Source organism: Neogemmobacter tilapiae, assembly GCF_014652215.1.
Lineage (GTDB): Bacteria > Pseudomonadota > Alphaproteobacteria > Rhodobacterales > Rhodobacteraceae > Neogemmobacter > Neogemmobacter tilapiae.
Genome location: NZ_BMYJ01000006.1, coordinates 32493 through 54460, shown reverse-complemented (window position 1 = coordinate 54460; position 21968 = coordinate 32493). Strand labels below are relative to the sequence as shown.

The 21968-nt window shown below is 61.1% G+C and carries 28 protein-coding genes and 1 pseudogene; 9 read left to right on the top strand and 20 right to left on the bottom strand.

Annotated features, from left to right (window positions below):
* Window positions 1–2: 2 nt before the first annotated feature.
* From IE095_RS10725 to aptA, 13 genes are all read right to left on the bottom strand, one after another.
* Window positions 3–848, bottom strand: a complete 846-nt coding sequence (locus tag IE095_RS10725) for an ABC transporter permease (protein ID WP_189411664.1) — start codon at window positions 846–848, stop codon at window positions 3–5.
* Complete coding sequence (locus IE095_RS10720; RefSeq protein ID WP_189411663.1) at window positions 845–1711, bottom strand: ABC transporter permease; 867 nt, start codon at window positions 1709–1711, stop codon at window positions 845–847. The genes IE095_RS10725 and IE095_RS10720 overlap by 4 nt, the downstream gene beginning before the upstream one ends.
* Window positions 1712–1847: 136 nt before the next feature.
* Window positions 1848–2291, bottom strand: a complete 444-nt coding sequence (locus tag IE095_RS10715) for a GNAT family N-acetyltransferase (RefSeq protein WP_189411662.1) — start codon at window positions 2289–2291, stop codon at window positions 1848–1850.
* Between the two features lie 92 nt (window positions 2292–2383).
* The gene (locus tag IE095_RS10710; RefSeq protein WP_189411661.1) at window positions 2384–3184 is read right to left on the bottom strand and encodes an ABC transporter ATP-binding protein; all 801 of its coding nucleotides are present in this window, start codon (window positions 3182–3184) and stop codon (window positions 2384–2386) included.
* Window positions 3181–3696 (bottom strand): hypothetical protein, encoded by a 516-nt coding sequence (locus IE095_RS10705; protein WP_189411660.1) that lies wholly within the window; start codon window positions 3694–3696, stop codon window positions 3181–3183. The genes IE095_RS10710 and IE095_RS10705 overlap by 4 nt, the downstream gene beginning before the upstream one ends.
* On the bottom strand, window positions 3693–4391 hold the full coding sequence (locus tag IE095_RS10700; RefSeq protein WP_189411659.1) for an SDR family oxidoreductase: 699 nt from the start codon (window positions 4389–4391) through the stop codon (window positions 3693–3695). Before IE095_RS10700 ends, IE095_RS10705 begins: the two co-directional genes overlap by 4 nt.
* Window positions 4392–4499: 108 nt before the next feature.
* Window positions 4500–5951: a dihydropyrimidinase gene (gene hydA, locus IE095_RS10695; RefSeq protein WP_189411658.1), complete on the bottom strand. Its 1452-nt coding sequence runs from the start codon at window positions 5949–5951 to the stop codon at window positions 4500–4502.
* Window positions 5952–6485, bottom strand: a complete 534-nt coding sequence (locus IE095_RS10690) for a hypothetical protein (RefSeq protein WP_189411657.1) — start codon at window positions 6483–6485, stop codon at window positions 5952–5954.
* A 48-nt stretch (window positions 6486–6533) separates the two neighbouring features.
* On the bottom strand, window positions 6534–7781 hold the full coding sequence (locus IE095_RS10685; protein ID WP_189411656.1) for a Zn-dependent hydrolase: 1248 nt from the start codon (window positions 7779–7781) through the stop codon (window positions 6534–6536).
* Between the two features lie 196 nt (window positions 7782–7977).
* Window positions 7978–8262 carry a cupin domain-containing protein gene (locus IE095_RS10680; protein ID WP_189411655.1) on the bottom strand — a complete coding sequence of 95 codons (285 nt, stop codon included), beginning with the start codon at window positions 8260–8262 and terminating at the stop codon, window positions 7978–7980.
* Window positions 8259–8579, bottom strand: coding sequence for a type II toxin-antitoxin system RelE/ParE family toxin (locus IE095_RS10675; protein ID WP_189411654.1), 321 nt, complete (start codon window positions 8577–8579; stop codon window positions 8259–8261). The genes IE095_RS10680 and IE095_RS10675 overlap by 4 nt, the downstream gene beginning before the upstream one ends.
* Window positions 8576–8851: a type II toxin-antitoxin system ParD family antitoxin gene (locus IE095_RS10670; RefSeq protein ID WP_189411653.1), complete on the bottom strand. Its 276-nt coding sequence runs from the start codon at window positions 8849–8851 to the stop codon at window positions 8576–8578. The genes IE095_RS10675 and IE095_RS10670 overlap by 4 nt, the downstream gene beginning before the upstream one ends.
* A 150-nt stretch (window positions 8852–9001) precedes the next feature.
* Window positions 9002–10330: an omega-aminotransferase AptA gene (gene aptA, locus IE095_RS10665; protein ID WP_189411652.1), complete on the bottom strand. Its 1329-nt coding sequence runs from the start codon at window positions 10328–10330 to the stop codon at window positions 9002–9004.
* A gap of 136 nt (window positions 10331–10466) precedes the next feature.
* Here aptA and IE095_RS10660 point away from each other — a divergent pair, with 136 nt between their 5' ends.
* On the top strand, window positions 10467–11084 hold the full coding sequence (locus tag IE095_RS10660; protein ID WP_189411651.1) for a TetR family transcriptional regulator C-terminal domain-containing protein: 618 nt from the start codon (window positions 10467–10469) through the stop codon (window positions 11082–11084).
* 45 nt (window positions 11085–11129) lie between these two features.
* Here IE095_RS10660 and IE095_RS10655 read toward each other — a convergent pair whose 3' ends face one another.
* Window positions 11130–11669: a DedA family protein gene (locus IE095_RS10655; protein WP_189411650.1), complete on the bottom strand. Its 540-nt coding sequence runs from the start codon at window positions 11667–11669 to the stop codon at window positions 11130–11132.
* A gap of 307 nt (window positions 11670–11976) precedes the next feature.
* Here IE095_RS10655 and accB point away from each other — a divergent pair, with 307 nt between their 5' ends.
* From accB to aat, 3 genes are read left to right on the top strand one after another with little or no spacing between them, the layout of a single operon-like run.
* Window positions 11977–12471 carry an acetyl-CoA carboxylase biotin carboxyl carrier protein gene (gene accB, locus IE095_RS10650; RefSeq protein WP_189411649.1) on the top strand — a complete coding sequence of 165 codons (495 nt, stop codon included), beginning with the start codon at window positions 11977–11979 and terminating at the stop codon, window positions 12469–12471.
* Between the two features lie 23 nt (window positions 12472–12494).
* On the top strand, window positions 12495–13841 hold the full coding sequence (gene accC, locus IE095_RS10645) for an acetyl-CoA carboxylase biotin carboxylase subunit (protein WP_189411868.1): 1347 nt from the start codon (window positions 12495–12497) through the stop codon (window positions 13839–13841).
* Between the two features lie 13 nt (window positions 13842–13854).
* On the top strand, window positions 13855–14601 hold the full coding sequence (gene aat / locus IE095_RS10640) for a leucyl/phenylalanyl-tRNA--protein transferase (RefSeq protein WP_189411648.1): 747 nt from the start codon (window positions 13855–13857) through the stop codon (window positions 14599–14601).
* 35 nt (window positions 14602–14636) lie between these two features.
* On the opposite strand, the pseudogene IE095_RS18335 reads toward aat, so the two are convergent.
* The 6 genes and pseudogenes from IE095_RS18335 to IE095_RS10615 form a co-directional block, all read right to left on the bottom strand.
* Window positions 14637–14873 (bottom strand): annotated as a pseudogene (locus IE095_RS18335) (DUF2155 domain-containing protein); the annotation flags it as partial.
* A 47-nt stretch (window positions 14874–14920) separates the two neighbouring features.
* Complete coding sequence (gene mlaD / locus IE095_RS10635) at window positions 14921–15406, bottom strand: outer membrane lipid asymmetry maintenance protein MlaD (protein WP_189411647.1); 486 nt, start codon at window positions 15404–15406, stop codon at window positions 14921–14923.
* A gap of 3 nt (window positions 15407–15409) precedes the next feature.
* Window positions 15410–15784: an NADH:ubiquinone oxidoreductase subunit NDUFA12 gene (locus tag IE095_RS10630; RefSeq protein ID WP_189411646.1), complete on the bottom strand. Its 375-nt coding sequence runs from the start codon at window positions 15782–15784 to the stop codon at window positions 15410–15412.
* Window positions 15785–15880: 96 nt separating this feature from the next.
* On the bottom strand, window positions 15881–17146 hold the full coding sequence (gene clpX, locus IE095_RS10625) for an ATP-dependent Clp protease ATP-binding subunit ClpX (RefSeq protein ID WP_189411645.1): 1266 nt from the start codon (window positions 17144–17146) through the stop codon (window positions 15881–15883).
* A gap of 92 nt (window positions 17147–17238) precedes the next feature.
* A complete protein-coding gene (locus IE095_RS10620) occupies window positions 17239–17871 on the bottom strand; it encodes an ATP-dependent Clp protease proteolytic subunit (protein ID WP_189411644.1) in 633 nt (210 codons plus the stop codon).
* 184 nt (window positions 17872–18055) lie between these two features.
* A complete protein-coding gene (locus tag IE095_RS10615) occupies window positions 18056–18664 on the bottom strand; it encodes a CDP-alcohol phosphatidyltransferase family protein (protein ID WP_189411643.1) in 609 nt (202 codons plus the stop codon).
* A 66-nt stretch (window positions 18665–18730) separates the two neighbouring features.
* Here IE095_RS10615 and IE095_RS10610 point away from each other — a divergent pair, with 66 nt between their 5' ends.
* From IE095_RS10610 to IE095_RS10590, 5 genes are read left to right on the top strand one after another with little or no spacing between them, the layout of a single operon-like run.
* Window positions 18731–19315, top strand: coding sequence for a CAP domain-containing protein (locus tag IE095_RS10610; protein ID WP_189411642.1), 585 nt, complete (start codon window positions 18731–18733; stop codon window positions 19313–19315).
* A complete protein-coding gene (locus IE095_RS10605) occupies window positions 19316–20650 on the top strand; it encodes an 8-oxoguanine deaminase (protein WP_189411641.1) in 1335 nt (444 codons plus the stop codon).
* 58 nt (window positions 20651–20708) lie between these two features.
* A complete protein-coding gene (locus IE095_RS10600; RefSeq protein WP_189411640.1) occupies window positions 20709–21284 on the top strand; it encodes a hypothetical protein in 576 nt (191 codons plus the stop codon).
* Between the two features lie 3 nt (window positions 21285–21287).
* The gene (locus IE095_RS10595; protein ID WP_189411639.1) at window positions 21288–21617 is read left to right on the top strand and encodes a hypothetical protein; all 330 of its coding nucleotides are present in this window, start codon (window positions 21288–21290) and stop codon (window positions 21615–21617) included.
* Between the two features lie 20 nt (window positions 21618–21637).
* Entirely contained in the window at window positions 21638–21964 is a 327-nt protein-coding gene (locus IE095_RS10590) for a ribonuclease E inhibitor RraB (RefSeq protein WP_189411638.1), read from the top strand.
* Window positions 21965–21968 lie beyond the last annotated feature (4 nt).

Here is a 21968-nt window from a genome sequence, read left to right as displayed (position 1 = left end):
GGTTAATGCCTTTGCGACGGGTGCCAGAAGGTCACCCCCCGTTCGATCAGCGCGATCAGCCCGTAAAGGGCAGACCCCGCCAATGCCGCCACCGCAATCTCGGCCCAGACCATGTCGAGGCCAAGGCGGCCGACCTCGGTCGAGATGCGAAAACCCATGCCGACGATGGGACTGCCAAAGAATTCAGCCACAATCGCCCCGATCAGGGCCAGAGTCGATGAAATTTTCAGCCCGTTGAAGATGAAAGGCATGGCCGCAGGCAGCCGCAGTTTCCACAGCGATTGCCAATATCCCGCGCCCCAAGTGGCCATCAGATCGCGCTGCATCCTCTCGCTGGCTTGCAGACCGGCGACCGTGTTCACCAGCATCGGAAAGAACACCATGATCACAACAACCGCCGCCTTCGATTGCCAATCAAAGCCGAACCACATCACCAAAATCGGCGCGACCCCCACGATGGGCAAAGCCGCCACGAAATTGCCAATGGGCAGCAGGCCCTTTTGCAGGAACGGCGAACGGTCAATCAGAATGGCCGCCAGAACCCCCGCCCCGCAGCCCATGACAAAGCCGCTCAGCGCCCCTTTCAGCACCGTCTGAACAAAGTCCGCCCAAAGCACCGGCAGGCTTTCGGCGATCTTGCCCCCAATCACGCTGGGCGGCGGCAGGATCACCGGCGAGACCTCCAGCCCCCGCACCAACAGCTCCCAAACCAGCAGAACCGTCCCGCCAAAGATCAGCGCGATGCTGATCCGCCCGGCCCGGCTTTCGCCAAACCACGACCGCGCCAAAGCCATGTTCAGCGCCCAACCCGCCAGCCAGATCGCAAGGGCTGCAAAGACCAAGATCATCCCGCCGCCCCCATCCGTTTGCGCGCCAGCCGCTCCAACTGCCCCACGATCAGGATCAGAACCCCGGCCAGCAAAGCCGCCGCGAACAGCGCCGCCCACATGTCCAAAGGCCGCCCATATTGGCTGCCCTGCAACATCCGCGCGCCAAGACCCACGGTCGCGCCAGAGGGCAATTCCCCCACGATGGCCCCCACCAAAGCCGCCGCAATGGCGACCTTCAGCGAGGCAAAGAAATAAGGCATCGACGACGGCAGCCGCAGCACCAGAAAATTCTGCAAGCCGCTGGCATTCCAGGTCCGCATCAGATCCAACTGCATCGCATCCGGGCTGCGCAGCCCCTTGATCATGCCGACCAGCACCGGAAAGAACGACAGATAGGCCGCGATGATCGCCTTCGGCACCAGCTTGCTGTCAATGCCCATCTTGCTGGAAAGCACGATGATCATCGGCGCCAAGGCCACAATCGGCACCGTCTGGCTGATGATCGCCCAAGGCATCACCGAACGGTCCACCGTCCGGCTGTAAACAATCGCCACCGCCAGCCCCACGCCCAGCGCGATCCCTAAGGCAAAGCCCGCCATCGTCGCCTCAAACGTCTTATAGCCATGCCAGACCAGCGAGCGTTTCGAGGTCACCGCCTGCGCCGTCAGCCCCTTCCACAACTCGGCCCCCACCTGATGTGGTGGCGGCAAAAGCGGGCGTTCCTGTGACTGGGTTTCAACGACCATTTGGGAAAAGGTCACGCTCCGCCCATCGCGGGCGGCCTGATCATAGACCCAGGTGGCATTCAGCCAGACCGAGGCGAGATACCAAAGGGCAACAATCCCACACAGCACCGTCAGAACTGGCAGCACCCGCTTCATCACAACAGCCCCCCCACCCCAACCCTCCCCCACAAGGGGGGAGGGAGGCGCTTCAATTCAGACGTGCCACATGGGAAAGACGCGACCCCCTCCCCCCCCGTGGGGGAGGGATGGGGTGGGGGGCATATCACGCCGATCATCGCGGCACCCATTCCAGATGCATCACAGGAACCCCATCATCCACAGACCGCACCCCCGTATCCACAAAGCCTTCCCGCACATAGAACCTCTGCCCACCCGTGTTCGGCTCAAACACCGTCAACCGCAGACCCGCCGGAAACCGCGCCTTCGCCCCGTCCATCAGCGCCTTGCCGACCCCTTTGCCCTGCGCATCCGCCCGCACATAAAAGCCCCGCACATCGCCCGTGGGTTCCGACGACAGATAACCCAACACCGCACCCTCGCTTTCCGCCACCAGCAGAACCCGCGCCTCCAGCAAGGTCGGCACAAACATCGCCTCAATATCCTCGACCGTGACCGTCCGCGGCATAAAGCCCCGCGCGTCAATGTCGGCGTTCACGATGGCCGCACAAGCCGCCAGATCGCCGACCACCGCCTCCCGGATCACCAGATCACCCATTCACATTGCCCCCAAATACCTTGGGGGATGGCGCAGCCGGGGGGCAAAGCCCCCTCGAACGCAAAAGCTTATGGCGCAGCCATTCCGCTGGATCACAGCTCATCCCCATGCCCGGCCCGCAGGCCTTCGCGCACCCGATGCGCAATCTCGATGAATTCCCGGCTGTCTCTAATCTCCAAGGGCCTCTCCCGCGGCAAAGGGCTGTCGATCACATCCGAAATCCGCCCCGGTCGCGGGCTCATCACCACGATCTTCGTCGAAAGATACACCGCTTCCGGGATCGAATGAGTCACGAAAGCCACCGTCTTTCCCGTCCGCGCCCACAGCTTCAGCACCTCTTCATTCAGCCTGTCCCGCACGATTTCATCCAAAGCCCCAAAGGGTTCGTCCATCAGCAGAATATCCGCATCAAAGGCCAGCGCGCGGGCAATCGAGGCGCGTTGCTGCATCCCCCCCGACAACTGCCAGGGAAATTTCTTCCCAAAGCCCGACAGTTCCACCAGGTCCAGAACACGGGCCACCCGCTCCTCTTGATCCGCCTTGGAAAACCCCATGATCTCCAAAGGCAGCCGAATGTTTCCCGCAATCGTGCGCCAAGGATAAAGCCCCGCCGCCTGAAAGACATAGCCATAGGCCCGTGCCATCCGCGCCTGATCAGGCGTCATCCCGTTGACGGTCAGACGGCCCCCTGTCGGATGCTCCAAAGCCGCAATGCAGCGCAAAAAGGTCGTCTTGCCACAGCCCGAAGGGCCGATGAAACTGACGAAATCCCCCCGGTTGATGGTCAGATTCACATCCTTCAACGCCTGAACCGGCCCATCCGCCGTCTGGAAGACAAGGTTCAAATCCCGCGCTTCAATGACACGAGACATGGGGGTCACTTCGTCTTTCATGCGTCGCTTACCTTCACCGAAGCTTCCATAGTGAGATATTGTTCAACCAGACCAGCCGCGCCACCTGCGGCGAAACCGATAGGCAACATGATCGAATCTGGCGGATATTCCAGGAAACGCCAAAAGTCACCCGAACCAAAGAGAATAACCGCCATGATCGCCACATTCAAAAGGCCCGCGACCGCAAAACTAACCGGATCCTTTCGGCCGGTCACGTGAAGCAACGAGCGCAGAAAGATAAAACCTGGCCAAGCAAAAATACTCGCAAAGAAAGTCAGGTATAGAGTTGAAAAAGTCAAAAGAGCGAATGGGTTACTGTTCGCAGGATCGGCAACGAAAGAACTGATCGAAAGGTAAAGGCCAAGGAAAGACCCAAATACGCAGCAAGCCGCCAAATAGCCCACAAAGATCGCCCAAAAAGAAGTCAGCTGCGGACGGGGCGTTGTGTCCTCTGGCTCAACACTCGCCGCATCCGCCGCCTCGATCACCGGACTTTCAACCGTATCGCTCATACTGATCTCGTTATCCCCCCATCCACCCGGATGGTCTGCCCTGTCACATAAGCCGCCCCGTCCGAGGCCAGAAAGCCGATCACCTTCGAAACCTCCTCCACCGTGCCATAGCGCCCCATCGGCACCTTTGCCCGCCACTCCGCCTTTTCCGGCAGGCTGTCGAAAAAGCCACAAGCCACCGTGTTCACCCGCACGCCAGCCGAGGCATATTCATCCGCCACCAGCTTCGAAAAGGCCGACACCCCGGCGCGGAACACCGAAGACATCGGAAAAGCCGCGTCGGGCTCGACCGAGACATAAGACCCCACATTGATGATCGACCCGCCCCCCTGCCGCCCCATGATCGGGGCCACCAGCCGCACCGGGCGGATGACGTTCATCAGATACACATCCATCCCCGCCCGCCAGTCCTCATCGCTCAACCCCAACACAGGCCCCCTGGGCCCGTGACCCGCGCTGTTCACCAGCACATCCACCCGCCCCCAACGCGCCATGGCGGCATCGACCAGCGCGCCAATATCCGCGTTCGACTGGTTCGTCCCCGTGACACCAATCCCGCCCAGTTCCGCCGCCAAAGCCTCACCCTTGCCCGAGGACGACAAGATCCCCACCGCAAAGCCATCAGCCGCCAACTGCCGCGCGGCCCCGGCCCCGATGCCCGAACCGCCCGCGATGATCAGTGCCACTTTCTGCATCTTTTACCCATTCATCTTGCCATAAATACCGTGGGGGGAGCGCGCAGCGCGGGGGGGGCAAAGCCCCCCCGAACGCATTGGTTTATGGCCGCAGGCCATTCCGCTGGATCAAACCCCCGTCACCGGAACCCCCGTCCGCTGCACCGGGCGCGGGGCCGTCAGTTCCTTCCATGTCGAAAGCGCCCGGTTCACCGCCGGCCGCGCCTCACGCCCCACGAACCGACCATGCCCTTCCTCGGTCGTCACTTTCCCTTCCGTCACCGCCACCTGCCCCCGCGTCAGGGTATAGCGCGGCAGGCCCCGCACCTCTTTCCCCTCGAACACGTTGTAATCAATCGCCGACTGCTGGCCCGCCGCCGTGATCACTTTCGACGCCTTCGGGTCCAGCACCACAAGGTCCGCATCGGCCCCCACCAGAACCGCCCCCTTCTTCGGATACATGTTCAGGATCTTGGCGATGTTCGTGCTGGTCACGGCGACAAACTCATTCATCGTCAGCCGCCCCGTTTCCACCCCATGCGTCCAAAGCATCGGCAGACGGTCCTCCAGCCCCCCCGTCCCGTTCGGGATCTTGCTGAAATTTCCCAGACCAAACCGCTTCTGTTCCGTCGTGAACGCACAATGGTCCGTCGCCACGCAAGACAGCGACCCCGATTGCAGCCCCGCCCAAAGGCTCGCCTGATGGTCTTTCGACCGGAAGGGCGGCGACATCACGCGGCGCGCGGCATGGTCCCAGTCGGGGTGGAAATATTCGCTTTCATCCAGCGTCAGATGCTGGATCAGCGGCTCGCCCCAGACCCGTTTCCCCGCTTGCCGCGCCCGCCGGATCGCTTCATGCGCTTCCTCGCAAGAGGTATGCACCACATACAGTGGCACCCCCGCCATATCGGCAATCATGATCGCCCGGTTCGTCGCCTCGCCTTCGACCTGCGGCGGGCGGCTGTAGCCATGCGCCTCTGGCCCCGTGTTCCCTTCGGCCAACAATTTCGCCGTCAGTTCCGCCACCAGATCGCCGTTTTCAGCATGGACCAAGGCCACGCCGCCCAGATCGCCCACCCGGCGGAAAGACGAAAACATCTCATCATCATTCACCATCAAAGCCCCCTTATAGGCCATGAAGTGCTTGAAGCTGGTGATCCCGGCCTTGACCGAATCCTCCATATCTTCCCACACCTTCTGGCCCCACCAGGTGATCGCCATGTGGTAAGAATAGTCGCAGTTCGCCCGCCCCGATTTGTTGTGCCACGCCTTGGCCGCATCCATCAGCCCCTGCCCCTGACCGGGCAGGATGAAATCGACGACCATCGTCGTGCCACCCGACAAAGCCGCCCGCGTGCCGGATTCGAAATCATCCGCCGAATAGGTGCCCATAAAGGGCATCTCCAGATGGGTATGCGGATCAATGCCCCCGGGCATGATGTAGCAGCCCGTGGCATCGAGTTCGCGGCCACCCTTGAGGCCCGGCCCGATGGCGGTGATCACGCCGTTTTCGATCTGCACATCGGCCTGATAGGTCAGGTCGGCGGTGACGATGGTGCCGTTGCGGATGGTGGTGGTCATTTACATTTCTCCCCAGCATTTGATCCCGGCCATGGCTGCACCCGCATTTTCCAAGGGCACCGTTGCCGAGAAAGTTCCATTGTCAGAAGTTATCGTCAGTTCTTCGTGCGTTGTGAGCATAGCCAGAAGCTGAGGCGGCGCGTTTCCGACCAGCGCAAACTGGTTGAACATGAATACCCCCAAGTCTACTTCGGAAGCACCGTCAAAACTTCCAGAAAGACGGATCGGAACCTTAACATTTCGATGTGTTCCGCCAATGAAGGTGGCTGAGATTATCCCTTCGTCACTCAGAATATTGTCAGCCCTAGGGCCACCAAGATGGCATCTGACTCCGAAAGTAATCCTATCGCCAAAATCATCCTTGCTCTCCACTCCCGCCCGTATTTCAGAGGCTTCCGCTTCCGTTTCGACCGTCAAGAGATGATTGCCGTCACCGCGACCAACATACCAATTTCGCCAACCTTCGGCCTCGGCCGTCCCCGCCATAAGCAGAACGCCTAGAATTCCCAAAAGCCGCACCGCCGTCCCTTTCATCTTGCCATAAATACCTTGGGGGTCCGGGGGCCGGCCCCCGGCCTTGGTTCAAACCACCCCCGCCACCTCACAAACCGCGTGGAACAAAACATCCGTCCCCGCCGCCGCCCATTCCGGGCTGATCGCTTCCGCCTCATTGTGCGAAAGCCCATCCACGCAGGGGCACATGATCATCACCGTGGGGGCCACTCGATTGATCCAGCAGGCGTCATGCCCAGCGCCCGACACGATATCCATGTGGGAATAACCCAGCTTTTCGGCAGCCCCCCGCACGACCTTCACCAGACCCGCATCAAACGTCACTGGGTCGAAATGCCCCACCGCCTCAATCGAACAGCCCAAGCCCAGTTCCGTCGCCACCGCATGGGCCGCCCGTTCCACCTCGGCCCGCATCGCATCCAGCTTGCCCTGTTCGGGCGAGCGGATGTCCACTGTAAAGATCACCTTGCCAGGAATGACGTTGCGCGAATTCGGGAAGACCTTCACCTGCCCCACCGCCCCCACCGCATTCGGCTGATGGCTCATCGCAATCTGATGCACCCGTTCGGTGATCCGCGCCATGCCCAGCCCCGCATTCACCCGCATCGCCATCGGCGTTGACCCCGTATGCGCGTCTTTCCCCGTCAGCGTGATTTCCAGCCACCACAGGCCCTGCCCATGGGTCACGACGCCAATCTCACACCCCTCAGCCTCCAAGATCGGACCCTGCTCGATATGCAGCTCCAGCATCGCATGCATCTTGCGCGCCCCGACCTTTTCGGAGCCAACCCAGCCAATCCGCGCCAACTCGTCGCCAAAGGCCAAACCGTCCATGTCCTTGCGGGATTTGGCGTAATCTTCGGTATGGATGCCTGCAAAAACGCCGCTCGCCAGCATGGCGGGGGCGAACCGCGCGCCTTCCTCATTCGTCCAGTTCGTCACCACAATCGGGTGGCGCGTCTTGATCCCGTGGTCGTTCAGCGACCGCACCACTTCCAAAGCGCCCAGAACGCCCAACACCCCATCATATTTCCCGCCGGTCGGTTGGGTGTCCAAATGGCTGCCCATATAGACGGGCAAGGCGTTCGGGTCCGTGCCCGGACGGGTGGCGAACATGTTCCCCATTGTATCGACGCCCATGGTCATTCCGGCGGCGTCGCACCAGCGCTGGAACAGATGTCGCCCTTCGCTGTCGGCATCGGTCAGCGTCTGGCGATTGCAGCCCCCCGCCACGCCGGGGCCGATCAAAGCCATCTCTTCAAGGCTGTCCCAAAGACGCGCGGAATCGATCCGCAGGTTGGCCCCTGGCAGGTTCATGGCTTGGTCTCCCCGTGTGGCCGGTTGATCCGGCGCGATTCCTTTTTCGACCATATGGTCAAGTTTCAAGGCATCACAGAGCAGGCAATGGGTCAAGCAAAACGGCGGGTCGGGTGATGCAAAAGGATGCACGGGTCATGGGCAATGCCTAAACCGCAGGCAGGCGTAAGTCGGGGTTTACCCCGACTCTGCCGCCTTACTTCAACTCCACCTCAACAAAGCTCATCGGGGCCTCGCCCGCGTTCACCACGTTATGCTCGACGCCTTCACTGCGGCGATAGGCGGTTCCGGCGGGGATCATCACCGAACGACTGGTGCCGCCCGGTTCTTCCAGCAGCATCGGGCAATCGGTGATGGTGGTGATGACATAATCATGGCCATGCCGATGCCATCCGGTTTCGGCCGCAGGGGCAAAGTCGAAGCGGGTGACACGGACACGGTCGTCGTCGATCAGGGTGGTGGCGGTGCAGAGCGTTCTCATTCTTCGGAGCTTTCCAGTCTGCCGCCGATGTCGGCGGATTGGTGGATAAAGTCGATGATCTGAATTTCGTCGGGGGTGTCTAGGAAGATGATGAAATGACGGCCGGATCGGGTGAAACGCAGTTCGGCGTGAAGGCGGGGGGCAAAGACATCGCGGCAGTAGCGCCAACGAGCCTCGTTTCGTGTGATGCGATTGCACGCGGCCAGAAGGTCAGCGCTGTATCGCCGCGCCCGCGCCACGCCAAAATTCTCGGCAGACCATAGAGCGATCTTCTCCAGCGCCCTTTCCGAACGGGGAGAGAAATTTAGTGGTTTCAAGATGCTTGGCTGATCTTGGCGCGGCTGATGCCTGCGTTGAACGCGCGTTCAAAAATTTCCTCGGGCGTGCCTTGGGCAAATTCACCCCGCTCCACCTGCGCCAGACCTTCCAGCACGCCCTTGCGCACCTCTTCCCAAGCCGCTTCTTCGCGTTCCAACAGGCGCAGACCCGAGCGCATCGCCTCACTGGCGTTCTGGTAACGGCCCGAAGCGACCAGCGCATCGACGAATTCGGATTGATGGTCGGTCAGAACAACGTTGCGGGTGGGCATGGCGGTCTCCTGCGGGCTATTGGCATATTATGCCAATAGCCCTAGATCTGGTCAATCCATAGGGCAGATGAAGCGCAAACCCTACAAACCAAATCTCAGAAATCTTATAAATCCCAAAGATTTACACCCGATTTCACGCGTGAAAAGCCCTCACTCCAGCCCCTTCAACACTTCCCCCAGAGTCCCGATCAACTGATCAATCTGCCCCTTGCTGATGATCAGCGGCGGCGACATCGCAATGATATCCCCGGTCGTGCGGATCAAAATCCCCTTCTCATAGGCCGCCAGAAACGCGCTGAAGGCGCGCTTCGTCGGCTCGCCCGGAATCCCTTCCAGCTCCACCGCCCCAATCAGCCCTTCGTTCCGCACATCGATCACATGCCGCGCGCCCTTCAAGGAATGCACCGCATCGGCCCAATAAGGCGCCAGCTCGGCGGCCCGTTCGAACAGGCCCTGTTCTTTATAGACCTCCAAGGTCGCAATCCCCGCCGCGCTCGCCACCGGGTTGCCCGAATAGGTATAACCGTGGAACAGCTCGATCATATGCTCCGGCCCGCCCATGAACGCGTCATGCACCGCCCCCGTGGTGATCACCGCGCCCATGGGAATAACGCCATTCGTCAGGCCCTTGGCGGTCGTCATCATATCGGGCAGCACTCCATAATGCTGCGACGCAAAGGCCGAGCCCAGACGCCCAAACCCGGTAATCACCTCGTCAAAGATCAACAAGATGCCATGTTTCGCCGTAATCGCCCGCAGCTTTTCCAGATAGCCCTTCGGCGGGATCAGCACGCCCGTCGAACCCGCCACCGGTTCCACAATCACCGCCGCGATGGTTTCCGCCCCATGCAGCGCCACGATCCGTTCCAGATCATCCGCCAGATTCGCCCCATGTTCCGGCTGGCCCTTGGAAAACGCATTCAGCGCGGGCAGATGGGTATGGGGCATATGATCGACCCCGCCCAGCAAAGTGCCAAACATTTTGCGGTTGTTGACGATCCCCCCCACGGAAATCCCGCCAAAGTTCACGCCATGATAGCCCCGCTCGCGCCCGATCAGCCGCGTCCGTGCGCCTTCGCCGCGTGCCCGATGATAGGCAATGGCCAGTTTCAGCGCCGTTTCCACCGATTCCGAGCCAGAGTTGGTATAGAACACATGCTCCATCCCCTTCGGCGCGATCTCGATGATCCGGTTCGCCAGCTCAAAGGCCGCGGGATGCCCCATCTGAAAAGCGGGCGCATAGTCCAATTCCCCCGCTTGCCGCGCAATCGCCTCGGTGATCTTTGGCTGACCATGCCCGGCATTGCAGCACCAAAGCCCTGCCGTTCCGTCCAGCACCTGACGCCCGTCGCTGGTCGTGTAATGCATGTCTTTCGCCCCCACGAACATGCGCGGGTTTTTCTTGAACTGCCGGTTCGCCGTGAAGGGCATCCAGAAAGCGTTCAGGTCATTCGGGGCGGGTTTGCGGTCAAGAGCCATGGCGATGCCTTTCCGGGCGGCTGCACGTTTGATCAAATTAAAAATCAGCCTAGCAGCGCTGTGGCAACGGTTCAAGGATTGACCGTTTGGTCAAGGACGGGAATATGGGGAAACGCCTGCAAAAAGATCGGACCCGATGACCACATCCCGCCCGCGCACCCGCATTCAGGCCAAGAACCATGCGCTGATCCTTGAGGCGGCGTTGGACGTGTTTTCCAGCCATGGGTTTCGCGGGGCGACGTTGGACCAGATCGCCGAACGGGCTGGGCTGTCGAAACCGAACCTCCTGTATTACTTTGCCTCTAAGGAAGCGATGCATCAGGCCCTTCTGGCGCGTTTGCTGGAGACTTGGCTTGACCCGTTGCGCGCGATGAACGCGGGCGGTGATCCGGTGGCGGAGATTCTGGCCTATGTGCAGCGAAAGCTGCAACTGGCACGGGATTTTCCACGGGAAAGTCGGCTCTTTGCCAATGAAATGCTCCAAGGCGCGCCGCGTATGATGGATGCAATCACGGGCGACCTGAAGGCGCTGGTGGATCAAAAGGCGAAAGTGCTGCAAGCTTGGATGGATCAGGGCCGTATCGCGCGGTTGAACCCGGTGCATCTGATCTTTTCGATCTGGGCGCTGACTCAGCATTATGCCGATTTCGACGTGCAGGTGCGCGGGGTCTTGGGCGAGGGGCATGACCCTTGGGCCGAAGCAGGGGAATATCTGCAAACCTTGTTCACAAGGTTGCTGCGGCCGCTGCCTTAAAGGTTTGTTTACCCTTTTATGCCGAACTGCGGAGTGGAAAAGCGCTTAGTAACCCAAGGCGCGCCAGATCCAGCCAATCAGATGGCCCGCCACCTCGCCAAAGGTCGGCGTCACATAGGCCCAGGCCAAACAGCCCAGCACATTGACCGGCGCATAGACCATCGGCGGCATTCGCGAAAACCCTGCCATCACAAAGACCACCGCCCGCAGCGGCCCAAAGAAATGCCCGATCAGCACGGCCATCGACCCCCAACGGCGAAAAGCGTTGCGGCCTTTGTCGATCAGTTCCGGATGGTTGCGCAGGGGCCAAAGCTGCATGACGCTTTCGCCATAGTAGCGCCCCAGACCATAGGACAGGAAAGACCCGAGCACCGCGCCAATGGAGGCCCCGGCCCAAATCGGAAACAACGACAATTCTCCCGTTGCGACCAAGGCCCCAACCCCGATCAGAATCGCGGTAGAGGGGATGAGGATCGACACAAAGGCCACCGTCTCGCCCAAGGCAAAGACCAGCGCAATCCAAAAAGCCCAATCGCGGTTGTCGCGCACAAAGCCCAGAACGGCCTCGATCATCGTTTCGAACATCTGCGTTTACCCGCCGTTGCTATCACTGCGGGGTAGCTTGGCAGCCAGTGCGGCGCAAGGCTGGGCTTGCTGCACCGCAAGGGTCGCTTGGACAAACTCGGCGGCATCCCGCCCCTGCCCACGGCCATCTTGTATTTCGAGGTCTGCCAAAACCTAGTCCAACGATAGATTTGTGAATCCGACAGACTATCTGCCCACAGATTGGGCCGCCCCAAAAGGAAGCGGCAAAGGACGCTTCCCACCTGCGCACCCCGCAGGTATAAGCACATGAATCCGGGACAGACCCGCAGACAAGACCGAGGACGGCATGAGCAAACAGAACAGCGAAGCGGACGTGGCCTTTATTCAGGCCCTGGCCGAGCTTCTGAACAAGAACGACCTGACCGAGCTTTCGGTAAAGCGCGAATATGGCCCCGACGACCGGCTAGATGTGAAAGTGTCCAAGAACGGCCCGGTTATGACCATCGCGGCCCCTGCCCCGATGCAACATGCTGCCCCCGTGGCCCATAGCGCGGCTCCTGCGGCAGCGGCGCCCCCTGCGGCCGCACCGGAAGATCCGGCCCAGCATCCCGGCGCTGTCACTTCGCCCATGGTGGGCACCGTCTATCTGGCCGCTGAGCCGGGGGCCGCACCGTTTGTGACCGTGGGCCAGCAGGTGTCGGCGGGTCAAACCGTTCTGATCATCGAGGCGATGAAGACCATGAACCAGATCCCTGCCCCCCATGCCGGGACGGTGAAGCGTATTTTGGTCGCCGACGGTAACCCCGTCGAATTCGGCGCACCGATGCTGATCATCGAATAAGGGGCGGGCCATTGACTGCACCCATCTTTGAAAAGATCCTGATCGCCAACCGGGGCGAAATCGCCCTGCGGGTCATCCGTGCCTGCCGTGAAATGGGGATCAAATCGGTCGCGGTGCATTCCACCGCCGATTCCGATGCGATGCATGTCCGCATGGCCGACGAATCCGTCTGCATCGGCCCGGCCTCCAGCTCGGAAAGCTATCTGTCCAAGGCGGCGATCATTTCCGCCTGCGAAATCACCGGCGCACAAGCGGTGCATCCGGGCTATGGCTTCCTGTCGGAAAACGCCGCGTTTTCACAGGCCTTAGAAGACCACGGCATCACCTTTATTGGCCCTTCGGCAGAACATATCCGCATCATGGGCGACAAGATCACTGCCAAGGAAACCGCCAAGAATCTGGGTATTCCGGTGGTGCCCGGCTCGGATGGTGGCGTGCCCGACTTTGAAACGGCGGTGAAGGTCGCGGAAACCATTGGCTTTCCGATCATCATCAAGGCGACTGCCGGCGGCGGTGGCCGTGGGATGAAGGTCGCCCGCGATGTGGGTGAATTGGAAGTGGCCTTCCGCACCGCGCGGTCCGAGGCGAAAGCCGCCTTTGGCAATGACGAAGTCTATATCGAGAAATACCTGCAAAAGCCGCGCCATATCGAAATTCAGGTGTTTGGCGATGGCAAGGGCAAGGCCGTCCACCTGGGCGAACGCGATTGTTCGCTGCAACGGCGTCACCAGAAGGTGTTCGAGGAAGCGCCGGGCCCGGTGATCACCCCGGAACTGCGCGCCAAGATCGGCAAGATCTGTGCCGATGCGGTGGCCGCCATCAACTATATCGGCGCGGGAACCATCGAATTCCTCTATGAAGACGGTGAATTCTACTTCATCGAGATGAACACCCGTTTGCAGGTCGAACATCCGGTGACCGAAGGCATCTTTGGCGTCGATCTGGTGCGCGAACAGATCCGGGTGGCGGGTGGTCTGCCGATGTCGTTCACGCAGGATGACCTCGTGATCAATGGCCATGCGATCGAGGTGCGGATCAACGCCGAGCGGCTGCCGAATTTTGCGCCCTGCCCCGGCAAGGTGCGGATGTTCCACGCGCCCGGCGGTCTGGGCGTCCGGATGGATTCGGCGCTTTATTCCGGCTATTCGATCCCGCCCTATTACGACAGCCTGATCGGCAAGCTGATCGTGCAGGGCCGTGACCGGCCCGAAGCCTTGGCCCGACTGAAACGCGCCTTGGGCGAGTTGATCGTGGACGGGGTGGATACGACCGTTCCCCTGTTCCACGCGCTGCTGGACGAGGCCGACATCCAGTCGGGGGATTACAACATCCACTGGCTGGAAAAATGGCTGGCGGCGAATTTCGGATGACGGGGGGGCCTGCATGAGCGGGCCCGTCCAACCCGGCCTGACGGCGGATACGCTGCTTCGGGCCTATGCCTTGGGCATCTTTCCCATGGCCGAAAGCCGTGACAATCTGCAAATCCACTGGATCGAGCCCCGCCAACGCGGGGTCTTTCCCATCGGCGGCTTTCATGTCTCGCGCTCTTTGGCCCGCACCTTGGCCAAAGGTCAGTTCCAGATCACCACAGACCGCGACTTTCGCGGCGTCTTACAGGGCTGTGCCGACCGCCCCGAAACCTGGATCAACCCCACCATCGAGGGCCTGTATCTGGACCTTTACCGTAAGGGTCATGCCCATAGCCTAGAGGTCTGGAACGGCGCGCGGTTGATCGGCGGCATCTATGGCGTCACCTTAGGTGCGGCCTTCTTTGGCGAAAGCATGTTTTCGCGTGAAACCGATGCCTCGAAAATCGCGCTGGCCTTTCTGATGCAGCGCTTGCAGGCGGGCGGCTTTACCCTCTTCGACACCCAGTTCAACACGCCGCATCTGGCCAGCCTTGGGGCTGTCGAAATCCCGCGGGCCGAATATCTGCGCCGTCTGAAAAAGGCGGTGGAGGCCAAAGCCCGATTCAACCCGCCCGGCTTTCGTCCGGATTATTCGTTGGCCGGATTGGCGCGCGGGCGCTCGCTGGTGGAAACCGCACCTTCTTCGGCGGCGGAATCAGCCCCGTCCAGCACCGGCCCCGCCCCATCGGGCAAAAGGCAGCGCAAGGGCCAAACGTCATAGCGCGCATGGTCCAGCGCCGAAAGCGCTGGGCTGGAGGCCACCATCCAGCCGGAAAACACCGGCCCGCCCACCCGTTCATCGGTGATCGTCAGATGCATGAAAGCGTCGGATGTGGGGTTTTCGGTCGGGTAGCGGCATTCGTCCAAAAGGATGGTCAACTGCCCGCTGACCGCCCCCTCACCCGCCGCAAGTTCAATGTCCGCTGTTTCGCCCGTCAGCTTGTCCAGCCAGCGCAGAATGCCACCGGTGGCCGAGGTCGCATCCTGCGCCATCGCGGGCTGGGCCAAAAGGGCCAAGGCGACAAGCGCGGATCGCATCATTAGTTGCCTTCGGGCGCATCGGTCGGCTGCGCCGGATCACCCGCCTGCGCCGAGACGAATTTCATCAGCAGGCTGACGAGGGAGACAGAACCCTGCGTGTCCTCAATCTCGGCCCCCGGCTCCAGATTGGTCAGCGACCCACCCGGCAGAACCTCAACATAGTTCCCGCCCAGCAGGCCTTCGCTGGAAATCAGGATGGCGCTGTCGTCGGGCAGCGCGATGTCGTCGCGCATGGAAATCGTCGCATCGGCGAAATAGGTCTGCGGGTTCAGTTCCAGCTTGGTGATGGTCCCGACCTTGACCCCTGCCAACCGCACATCGGTGCCGACGCTGATTCCGTCGACCGAACGGAAACTGGCGGTCAAGGGATAGCCCCCGCCTGCCCCGCCCGTAAAGCCGCTGACCTGTCCCGCATAGGCCAGAAAGCCCAGCGCCACGGCCAGAACCAAACCGCCGGCCACCACCTCTGTCGTGTTTTCAGCCATGTCTTATTCCGGTGCCCAAGCCTCGTAATCCCGCCGTTCGGCGGGGGCCCCTTTGCGGATACTGCCGGGGGGGGCATAGGCCGCGACGGTGCCCGTCAGGTTTTCCTGATGCGGCTTTTCCCAAGCCTTGTGCGCCAAGGGCTGTTCGGCGGGCGTCTTGTCCCAAGTGAAATGCAGCCAGCCATGCCAATCGGGAGCAATGCGGCTGGCTTCCATTTCGCCCTTGTAAATCACCCAGCGGCGCTTGTCGTCGCGCGTGCGGTAATAGACGTTGCCCTGATCATCCTGCCCGACCTTCACCCCCTTGCGCGCGGTAAAGATCTGCGTCCCCAGCGTCTGGCTGTTCCACCAAGTCAGAAGGCGTTTCAGGAAATACATCGGGAAGTCTCCGCTACTTTGCGCCTGATATGCCCCAAGCCGGGGCGCAGGTCCAGTGGCTGCCATTGGACCCGGCAGATAAAGGCCGCCCCCCGGTCAACCCGCGCTGGCCGCTTCTTTCTTTTTCGGTTCGGCATGGACCAACAGCGGCTTTGCCCCGTTGTTCACGGCCTCTTCCTTGACCACCACTTCGCTGACGCCATCCAGCCCCGGCAGTTCGAACATCGTGTCGAGCAAGATATCTTCCATGATCGACCGCAGGCCCCGCGCGCCTGTCTTGCGCTTGATCGCCCGCTGCGCCACCGCCGACATCGCGTCGGGGGTAAAGGTCAGTTGCACGCCCTCAATCTCAAACAGACGTTGATACTGTTTCACCAGCGCGTTCTTCGGTTCGGTCAGGATCGTGACCAGCGCTGCTTCGTCCAGATCTTCCAGCGTCGCAATCACCGGCAGACGGCCGACAAATTCCGGGATCAGACCGAATTTCAGCAGATCCTCAGGCTCCAGTTCCTTGAACAACTCCCCCACGCCCTTGGCATCCGGGTCTTTCACCGCCGCCCCAAAGCCCATGGCCGAGCCCTTGTTCCGCTGGGCAATGATCTTGTCCAAGCCCGCAAAGGCCCCGCCGCAGATGAACAGGATGTTCGTCGTATCGACTTGCAGGAATTCTTGCTGCGGATGCTTCCGCCCGCCCTGCGGCGGCACCGAAGCAACCGTGCCTTCCATGATTTTCAACAGCGCCTGCTGCACACCCTCGCCCGACACATCCCGCGTGATCGACGGATTGTCCGACTTGCGCGTGATCTTATCGACCTCGTCGATATAGACGATGCCGCGCTGCGCCCGTTCCACGTTGTATTCGCTGGCCTGCAACAGTTTCAGGATGATGTTCTCCACATCTTCCCCGACATAGCCCGCTTCGGTTAGCGTCGTCGCATCGGCCATCGTGAACGGAACATCCAGAATCCGCGCCAAGGTCTGCGCCAGCAGCGTCTTGCCGCAGCCTGTCGGTCCGATCAGCAGGATGTTCGACTTGGACAGTTCAATATCCGTCTTCGACGAATGGTTCAGCCGTTTATAGTGGTTATGCACCGCCACCGACAGAACCCGTTTCGCCTTTTCCTGACCGATCACATAATCGTCCAGCACTTTGCAGATGTCTCGCGGGGTCGGCACCCCATCGGTCGCTTTCAGGCCCGCGGTTTTGGTTTCCTCGCGGATGATGTCCATGCAAAGTTCGACGCATTCGTCACAGATGAACACGGTCGGCCCGGCAATCAGCTTGCGAACCTCGTGCTGGCTTTTGCCACAAAACGAGCAATAGAGGGTGTTCTTGCTGTCGCCGCCTGAATTCGTCGCCATGTGTTCCCTTGCGCCCCACCAATTTCCGAAAGTCTAAGCCATGCTTCCGGCCGTCACAACGCATAATCGGCCCCAAGGGGCCGATCGCTCATTCACTTGCCACTGTCGTCAGCTTTGCCACGGCTTTCCAGAATCTCGTCGATCAGGCCCCATTCCTTGGCCTCTTCCGCCGATTTGAAATTGTCCCGCTCCAGCGCCGCCTCGACCGTGTCGTAATCATTGCCGGTATGGCGCACATAAATTTCGTTCAACCGACGCTTCAGCTTTTCGGTTTCCTTGGCGTGGATCAGAATATCCGTCGCCTGCCCCTGATACCCGCCCGAAGGTTGGTGGACCATGATCCGGCTGTTCGGAAGGCTGAAACGCATGCCCTTTTGCCCCGCTGTCAGCAGCAACGAACCCATGCTGGCCGCTTGTCCGATGACCAGCGTTGAAATCTTGGGCTTGATATACTGCATCGTGTCATAGATCGACAGGCCAGCGGTCACGACACCACCGGGGCTGTTGATATACATGCTGATTTCCTTGGACGGATTTTCCGCCTCAAGAAACAAAAGCTGCGCGCAGATGATCGTCGCCATTTCGTCATGCACGGGGCCTGCTACGAAAATGATCCGTTCCTTCAGCAGGCGCGAGAAAATGTCATAGCGGATCGACCCGCGCGACGTGGTTTCCTCGACCGTCGGAATGACGAAATTATAGAACTGCTGGACAGGATCATTCATCTTCCGCACGCCTTCCCAAACCCGGCCCGTGGGGCCACCATATGTAAACCTTAGTCCTGCCTGCGGGGGGCTGCAAGACCAGCCAAGTCACAAAGCCGGGCAAGGGCCCCGGCCCCGCCCGCCGCCCTTTTGCCCCGCACAGCGTGAACGCTTGGTTAACGTTGGGCCCCGCCGCGCAGGAAATTCAGCCGAACACCCGCCGCGCCAAGACCAGCCGCGCCCCGGCGGTGATCAGGCAAAGCAGGCCGAAAAGCACCGCAAGGGCCGGAAAAAGTCCGGGAAACAGTGCAAAGAGGGTAAAGAAAACAATGGTTTCCGTCCCCTCCATCAGCCCCGCCGCATAATAAAGCGACTTTTCGCCCTGCGCGTCCGTCTCCATCCCCGCCTTGGCCGCAAGCGCCGCATAGCCCAGGAACGAGGCGCCATTCACATAGAAACACAGCAGCAAAAACCCCGTCGCCAGCGCATTCTGATCGGCATCGCGAAAGGCAAAAGCCAGCGGAATGGCCCCGTAAAACAGAAAATCACAGGTCAGGTCGAGGTAGCCACCGAAATCGGTCTTTACCGTCGCCCGCGCCACCGCCCCGTCCAGCCCATCCGCCAGCCGGTTCAGGAACAAGGGCACCAGCACCAGCCAACCCGACAGGCCCAGCGCAATCATCAGTGCGGCCATCAAGCCCAGTGCCAGCCCGAACAGGGTCACCTCATCCGCGCCGATCCCCATGGCGGCCAGCCGCCGCCCCATCGCATTCAAGGGGCGGTCAATCACTGGCCGCATCGCTGTATCCAGCATCGGACTTCCCTTCCCCGAAAACCTGCCTATGGTTGCGTCACGGCCAGCGCTAGCAGGTCCAAGCCCATGAAACCAGATCAGGAAAAGCCCATACCCATGCGCCTGCCCTTCACAATGCCGTTCCTTGCCGCCTTTGCCCTTTCCGCCTGCATCGTCGTGCCGATCCCGATCGAAGGCACGGGAACCACAACCACCCGCATGCGCTATCCCACGCCCCCCGCCGCCACAGCGGCCCCGGCCAGTTCCAAATGCGCCACCCCGGCCCGTGCCAGCGGCGAGGCGGCGCGCGTTGTGGCCAGCGTCAATGCCCAGCGCAAGGCGGCCGGCCTTTCGCCTGTCACGCTGTCGTCTGCGCTCATGAAAACCGCCCAAGCCCATGCCTGTGACAATGCGGCGCGCGGCGGTATCAGCCATACCGGCACCGATGGATCGAATCTGACCCAGCGCTTGCGGCGGCAGAACTATCTGATCACCACCGCCGCCGAAAACACCGGCTGGGGCTTTGGCAGCGCCGAACAGGCGATGGCCTTCTGGATGAAATCACCGGGCCACCGCGCCAATATCCTAAACCCGCGGATGCGTGAAATCGGCCTGGGTCTGGCCGATGGATCTCGGCCAAGCTGGGTCATGGTTCTCGGCGCGCGCCGCTAGATGGAAACCCTGATCCGGGGGGCCGCCCATCTGGTCACGATGAACGACGCAGGGGATGAAATCGCCGGGGGCGATGTCCTGATCCGTGACGGCGTTATTGTGGCCGTCGGCCATGGGCTGGCGACCTCGGGTCAGGTTCTGAACGCTTCGGGCTGTGTGGTCACACCCGGTTTAGTGAACACCCATCACCACCTGTACCAGACCCTGACCCGCGCCGTTCCGGGCGGGCAGGACGCGCTGCTGTTCGGCTGGCTGAAAACGCTTTACCCGATCTGGGCCCGCTTTGGGCCAGAAGAGATGTTCGTCTCGGCCCAAGTGGGCCTTGCCGAACTGGCGCTGTCGGGCTGCACGCTGACCTCGGACCATCTGTATCTTTACCCCAACGGCGCGCGGCTGGAGGATACCATTGACGCCGCCCGCGAAGTGGGCCTGCGCTTTCACCCGACACGCGGCGCGATGAGCATTGGGGAAAGCAAGGGCGGTCTGCCGCCGGATGCGCTGGTGGAAAAGGAAACGGACATTCTGGAAGATATGATCCGCGTCGTGGACCGCTTTCACGACCGAAAGCCGGGGGCGATGGTCCGCGTAGGCCTTGCGCCCTGTTCGCCCTTTTCCGTCAGCCGCGACCTGATGCGGGAAGCCGCCCTTCTGGCGCGGGACAAGGGCGTGATGCTGCACACCCATCTGGCCGAGAATGATGAGGATGTCGCCTATTCCTTGGCACAATTCGGTTGCCGTCCGGGGCAATATGCCGAGGATTTGGGCTGGACCGGCCCCGATGTCTGGCACGCCCATTGCGTGAAGCTGGATACCACTGAACAGGCGCTGTTCGCCCGCACGGGCACGGGCATCGCCCATTGCCCCTGTTCCAACTGCCGCCTTGGGTCTGGCATCGCGCCGGTGCGGGACATGCTGGCGCGGGGGGTAAAGGTCGGGCTGGGAGTGGATGGTTCCGCCAGCAATGACGCTGGGAATCTTATGGCCGAAGCGCGGCAGACGCTTTTGTTGCAACGCGTGGCTTACGGGGCCGATGCCCTATCCGCCCGCACCGCCCTGCGGCTGGCGACCCGTGGCGGGGCCGAGGTTCTGGGCCGCAACGATTGCGGCCAGATCGCCGTGGGCATGCGCGCCGATCTGGCGGTTTGGGATATGACGGGGGTGCAAGCCGCCGGCAACTGGGACGCCGTGGCGGGTTTGGTGCTGTGCGGGCCAACCCAAGTGCGCGACCTGTTCGTTGAGGGGCGGCAGGTGGTGGGCGGGGGTCGGATGCTGACGGTGGATTTGGGCCGCGTGGTGGAAAGGCAGAATGTGTTGGCCAAGGGGTTGATGGGGTAACGCCCGTTTCCCTTGCCGCCACTTTCGGCTAAATGGTTTCAAACCGCCCGAGGAACCCATGCGCGCTCTGATCCTGCTTCCCTTCCTCTCCTCCCCTGCCCTGTCCGGCCCCATCCTGTCGGAGGTCACTGGCAACTGGGCCGGGGAATCCAACCAAGGCTTCTACTTCCGCGCCCAGATGGAGGATAAGGGCGACCATGTTGCCCTGCAAATCTGGAACGGCATGGGCGCTGTCCCCGAGGCCACGGGCGACCCCGCCATGCGCGTCGAAACGCTGATGTTCCGCGACAACCTCATCGAACCCGGCGAACAACGCCTGGAACTGATCCCCGGCAGCGACACGATGACGCTTCTTGCTGTCACAGAAAGCGCCGATGAACAGGCCGAAACGCGCGAGGCGCTGACGATTCAGTTCATGGACAACATGTTCATGGCGACTGGCTATTACTGGCGGATCACCGATTATCAGTCGCCCGACATGTCCTATGAATGCGACGCCGATCTGGCCAGCGGCAAGACCATGTTTGGCGGCAGCGAAGAACCCGGCCCGGCCCTGTCTTTCGAAGACAAGAACGCCGCGCTGTGGACCCCGACCCGCATTTTTGAACTGGGCTATTGCCCCAACCCGAGCTGACCCATGTCCCATGATTACAACGCCCAAAAGGCCGAAACCTTTGAAACCTTTGAAGCTTTGGGCGAAGGGGCTGACCTGCCGAAATCGGCGGTCATCACCTATCAGTTCTTTCCAGAATCCAGCGAACCGAACTGGGCGGGCTTGAGCAAGGCGCTGGAGGCGAAAGGCTTTCGCTGCGCCGTGTTCGAGGATGAGGATACGCTGGACGCCAGTTTCGGACCGATTCCGGTGACGCCGCAAGAGATCTGGAAACAGGAAAAGATCGCGACCGAAATCGCGCTGACCTTTGAATTCGAGCCGGATGGCTGGGTGTTGATGGAAGACGGAAACTAGGTCGGAAAGCGGGGAACACAATGGCACACGATTACGAAGAACAGCGGGCCGAAACGCTGGAAAGCCTGGCCGAGATGCGGCAGGAAGCGGATTTTCCGGCCAAGGCGATGGTGGATTTCCAGTTCTATCCCGATGGCTTTGACGCCAACTGGACGGGTCTTGCGACGGCGCTGCAGGCGGCGGGTTTTACGACTGTTCACCACGAGGATGACGAATATTTTGAGGCCACCATCGGGCCGATCGAGACGACCGATGAAAACATCTGGCACTGGGAAAAGCTGGGCACCGAAATCGCGCTGCGCTTTGACTTCCTGCCTGACGGCTGGGGCCTGTTCACCGAGGAATAGGTTG